The following is a 3670-nucleotide window of genomic DNA, read 5'->3' as shown; positions in this document are numbered from 1 at the left end:
CCAACAACCTCCTCCAGCTCGCGCGCCGTCTCCACGAGGAGCACGTGCGCGAGGGTGTCGAGAAGCGCGACGCGCTCATCGCGGAGGGGCACGCCACCGCCGCTCGCATCGTCGCCGAGGCGGAGTCCAAGCAGCGTGCGCAGATCAGCGCCCTCGACCAGGAACGCACCGGCCTGGAGCGCCGTATCGACGAGCTCCGCACCTTCGAGCGCGACTATCGCCAGGGCCTGAAGGGCTACATCGAGGGCCAGCTGCGCGACCTCGACAGCCAGTCCGTCGCCGCGCCCTCCGGCGCCTCGTCGTCGGCCTTCGGTCAGGGGCGCCCCGCCCAGGGCAACGTGCCCACGCCGGTCCCCGCCGGCTCGGGCGACTCGAACAGCCACGACCAGGGCTCGCAGCCCCCGGTCTTCCCCGGCTTTGGAGGCTAGTCCTTCGAGGACCAAGGTCAGCATCAGGGCCTTGGTGATTCTGGCCGTGGTCGCGCTCTGCGTGTACCTCGTCGACCAGATCGCCAAGGTCCTGGTCGTGTCGAACCTCTACGAGGGCCAGCAGGTCCAGGTCCTCGGACAGCTCCTCCAGTTCCATTTCGTCAAGAACCCCGGCGCGGCCTTCTCGATCGGCAGCGGTTCGACCTGGATCTTCTCGATCGTCGGCGTCGGCGTCCTCGGCTTCGTCATCTGGTACGCGCCGCGCATCCGGTCGACTGCGTGGGCCGTGTTGTTCGGGCTCCTGCTCGGCGGCCTCCTCGGCAATCTGACGGACCGCCTCTTCCGCGAGCCGGGATTCGGTGTCGGTCACGTGGTCGACTTCCTGCAGATCCCCTTGCTGCCCGCGATCTTCAACCTGGCGGATGTCGCGATCGTCTCGAGCATGGCGCTGTTCCTGATCCTGACGCTCCGCGGCATCGGCCTCGACGGCCGGCGCCCCGTCGATGACGACGAGGTGGCCGACGCGGACGCGGTCGAGGCGGACGCACCCGCGCACGTCGACGATCCGGGCAAACCGCAGGCCTGATGGAGTCGCGCAGCTTCCCCATCCCCGACGGGCTCGACGGGTCGCGCGTCGATGCAGGGCTCGCCAAGCTCCTCGGCTTCTCGCGCAGCTTCGCCGCCGAGATCGCCGAGGCGGGCGGCGTCACGGTCGACGGCCGCGGTGCCGACAAGTCGGATCGCCTGACGGCCGGGTCCTGGCTCGAAGTGAGCTGGCAGCCGCGTCAGGAGGCCCGTATCGTGCCGATCGCGGTGCCCGAGTTGACGATCGTGCACGATGACGACGACATCGTCGTCATCGACAAGCCCGTCGGCGTCGCAGCGCACCCCTCCGTCGGCTGGGAGGGGCCGACGGTGCTCGGCGCCCTGGCGGCCGCGGGTTTCCGCATCTCGACCTCCGGAGCGGCGGAGCGCGCCGGTATCGTCCACCGGCTCGACGCCGGCACCAGCGGCCTCATGGTCGTGGCCAAGTCCGAGCACGCGTACACCGTCCTCAAGCGGGCGTTCCGCGACCGGACGGTCGAGAAGATCTACCATGCGGTCGTGCAGGGGCACCCCGACCCGCTCACCGGGACCATCGACGCGCCGATCGGCCGGCACCCCCGGTCGGACTGGAAGTTCGCCGTCATCGCCGGCGGAAAGCCGTCGGTGACGCACTACGAGACGATCGAGGCGTTCCCCTCTGCGAGCCTCCTCGAGATCCACCTGGAGACGGGCCGCACACACCAGATCCGCGTGCACATGGCGGCTCAGCGGCACCCCTGCGTCGGCGACGCCATGTACGGGGCCGACCCGGCGCTCTCGGCGCGGCTGGGGCTCACGCGCCAGTGGCTCCATGCCGTGCAGCTCGCGTTCGAGCACCCGGCGACGGGGGAGTGGGTGACCTTCACGACGACCTACCCCGATGATCTGCAACACGCACTCGACGTGCTCCGCGCGTCGTAGGTCCGACGTAGTCTTAAGCCCTCACCTCGACCCGGAGCACCAGTGCCTTCGACTGATTCGTTCGTCCACCTCCACGTCCACAGCGAGTACTCCATGCTCGATGGGGCAGCACGCGTCAAGCCGCTCATCGACGCCGCCGTCGAACAGGGCATGCCGGCCGTGGCGATCACCGACCACGGCAACATGTTCGGCGCCTTCGACTTCTGGCGCACGGCGACGGATGCGGGCATCAAGCCGATCATCGGCACCGAGGCGTACCTGACGCCGCGCACGCACCGCACCGACAAGACCCGCGTGCGCTGGGGCGACGGCGGCGGCGACGACGTGTCCGGCTCGGGCGCCTACACCCACATGACGATGCTGGCCGCGACGACCGAGGGCATGCACAACCTGTTCCGGTTGTCGTCCTACGCGTCGATGGAGGGCTACTACTTCAAGCCGCGCATGGACCGCGAGTTGCTCGAGCGCTACTCGAAGGGCATCATCGCGACCACCGGCTGCCCGTCGGGCGAGGTGCAGACCCGGCTGCGCCTCGGGCAGTACGACGAGGCGAAGAAGGCGGCGGCCGAGTTCCGCGACATCTTCGGCAAGGAGAACTTCTACGCCGAGATCATGGATCACGGGCTGGGCATCGAGCGTCGGATCATGAGCGACCTGATCCGGCTGGCGAAGGAGCTCGGCATCCCGCTCGTCGCCACCAACGACCTCCACTACACCCACGCGGCCGACGCCAAGAGCCACGCGGCGTTGCTCTGCGTGCAGTCCGGCTCGACGCTCGACGACCCCAACCGCTTCAAGTTCGACGCCGACGAGTTCTACCTCAAGACCCCGGACGAGATGCGCCGGCTCTTCCGCGACCACCCGGACGCCTGCGACAACACGCTGGCCATCGCCGAGCGCGTCGACGTGAAGTTCGACACGGCGGCCAACTACATGCCGCGGTTCCCCGTGCCGGAGGGCGAGAACGAGCAGAGCTGGTTCGTCAAGGAGGTCGAGAAGGGGCTCGAGCAGCGCTATCCGAACGGCATCACCCCCGAGGTGCGCAAGCAGGCCGACTACGAGATCGGCGTCATCTCCCAGATGGGCTTCCCCGGCTACTTCCTCGTCGTCGCCGACTTCATCAACTGGTCCAAGCGCAACGGCATCCGCGTCGGGCCGGGCCGCGGCTCCGGGGCCGGTTCGATGGCCGCGTACGCCATGCGCATCACCGATCTCGACCCGCTTCAGCACGGTCTCATCTTCGAGCGGTTCCTCAACCCCGACCGCGTCTCCATGCCCGACTTCGACGTCGACTTCGACGACCGCCGCCGCGGCGAGGTCATCAAGTACGTGACGGAGAAGTACGGGTCGGAGCGCGTCGCCCAGATCGTCACCTACGGGACCATCAAGGCCAAGCAGGCGCTGAAGGACTCCGGTCGCGTCCTCGGCTTCCCGTTCTCGATGGGTGAGAAGCTCACCAAGGCGATGCCGCCGCCCGTCATGGGCAAGGACATCCCGCTGACGGGCATCTTCGACAAGAACCACCCGCGCTACAAGGAAGCGGTCGACATCCGTTCGGTCGTCGAATCGGACCCGGAGGCCAAGACCGTCTTCGACACGGCGCTCGGGCTCGAGAACCTGAAGCGCCAGTGGGGCGTGCACGCCGCGGGCGTCATCATGTCGTCCGACCCGCTCATCGACGTCATCCCGATCATGAAGCGCGAGCAGGACGGCCAGATCGTCACGCAGTTCGACTA

3 protein-coding genes and 1 pseudogene are annotated in these 3670 nt (G+C 68.3%); all 4 read left to right on the top strand.

The features are described from left to right. Positions 1-428, top strand: a pseudogene (locus Q0Q23_RS19890) (cell division protein); the annotation flags it as partial. Between the two features lie 34 nt (positions 429-462). Beyond that, complete coding sequence (gene lspA, locus Q0Q23_RS19885) at positions 463-1014, top strand: signal peptidase II (RefSeq protein ID WP_295128485.1); 552 nt, start codon at positions 463-465, stop codon at positions 1012-1014. Continuing rightward, a complete protein-coding gene (locus tag Q0Q23_RS19880; RefSeq protein ID WP_295128480.1) occupies positions 1014-1934 on the top strand; it encodes an RluA family pseudouridine synthase in 921 nt (306 codons plus the stop codon). Before lspA ends, Q0Q23_RS19880 begins: the two co-directional genes overlap by 1 nt. A gap of 93 nt (positions 1935-2027) precedes the next feature. Next, a partial coding sequence (dnaE, locus tag Q0Q23_RS19875; protein WP_295128482.1) for a DNA polymerase III subunit alpha occupies positions 2028-3670 on the top strand: 1643 nt, incomplete at its 3' end.

This window comes from uncultured Leifsonia sp., from assembly GCF_945957465.1.
In the GTDB taxonomy this organism is placed as follows: Bacteria; Actinomycetota; Actinomycetes; order Actinomycetales; family Microbacteriaceae; genus Leifsonia.
Note: the sequence above shows the minus strand (reverse complement) of the source record. Positions and strands in the feature narration are given on the sequence as shown.

What these genes read in the sequence shown, in the direction of transcription:
- Q0Q23_RS19880 (WP_295128480.1), top strand. Translation starts at nt 1,014, where the DNA reads ATGGAGTCGCGCAGCTTCCCCATCCCCGACGGGCTCGACGGGTCGCGC.